1 protein-coding gene is annotated in these 459 nt (G+C 66.2%); it reads right to left on the reverse strand.

Features of this window, described 5'->3' with window-relative positions:
- On the reverse strand, positions 1 to 459 hold a 459-nt coding region (locus AC1DNW_RS35475; RefSeq protein ID WP_477855831.1), incomplete at both ends, for an AMP-binding enzyme.

The raw sequence follows: 459 nt of genomic DNA on the forward strand, positions 1-459 counted from the left end.
TCGAGGCCGAGCACGTCGCACCAGATGCGGGCAAGCGCCTGTTCGGTCGGCGTGCGCGGGGCGACATAGTCCTGCGACCTGTAGCCGCCGCCATCGGGCGCCGGCAGGGCCTTGCGGTCAACCTTGCCATTGGGCGTGAGCGGCAGGGCGTCGAGCRCCACGAAGGCCGACGGCAYCATATAATCGGGAAGCTTGCGCTTCAGCAGATCGCGCAGCAATCCGACATCCGGCGCTTCCTCGCGGCCTACCACATAGGCAACRAGCCGCTTGTCGCCGCCATTGTCCTGGCGCGCAATCACCACCGCCTGGCTGACGCCGTCATGCCCCTGCAGCACGCTCTCGATCTCGCCGAGTTCGATACGGAACCCGCGCAGCTTGACCTGCGTATCGATGCGTCCGAGATACTCGATCGTGCCGTCCGCCAGATAGCGCGCAAGATCGCCTGTCCGGTAAAGCCGC

The sequence above is a fragment of the Rhizobium sp. 05L429 genome, from assembly GCF_056397645.1.